The sequence below is a fragment of the Mesorhizobium sp. M4B.F.Ca.ET.089.01.1.1 genome, assembly GCF_004022605.1.
Lineage (GTDB): Bacteria > Pseudomonadota > Alphaproteobacteria > Rhizobiales > Rhizobiaceae > Mesorhizobium > Mesorhizobium abyssinicae.
On the sequence record NZ_RZOS01001340.1, the window covers coordinates 1 to 493 of the forward strand.

General features: G+C 65.7%; 1 pseudogene. It reads right to left on the reverse strand.

From position 1 onward, the window contains the following. Window positions 1-493 (reverse strand): annotated as a pseudogene (locus tag EN780_RS37440) (MobA/MobL protein); the annotation flags it as partial.

Here is a 493-nt window from a genome sequence, read left to right on the forward strand (position 1 = left end):
CCCCGCCTCTCGGACAGCCCCTCCCCTTCACCGCCTTCACGGAGCGGCGGGCGCACGCGTTCCCGACCTCCGTCCTGATCCAGCTTCGCCCGCTGTTCCGGCGCCAGCTCGTCGGCAGTCGCATAGGCGACCGATGCCGCCTTGATTTCGTTGCGGCCAATCTGTCGAGCCAGTTGCCGCAAATCGCGTGCTGTTTGCGTCGCCACGAAGATGGTTGCGCTCTCGCGCTGCCGGGTGAGCGCCACATAGCTGGACGCGGCGCGCCAGTGATGGGTGTGCATGAGATAGGTGTGGTCGAGCGTCTTGCCCTGGCCCTTGTAGATCGTGCCGGCGTAGCCATGCCGGAATCCGGAAAACTCGGACGCGTACCACTCGACCTTTCTGCCTTCCCGTCCAGCTGCTGAATCGAGCGTCACGCCGATGCGTCCCGAGTCGCGATCGATCCGGGTGATGACCCCGGCATTGCCGTTATAGCTCCCGGCGCCCTTCAGCG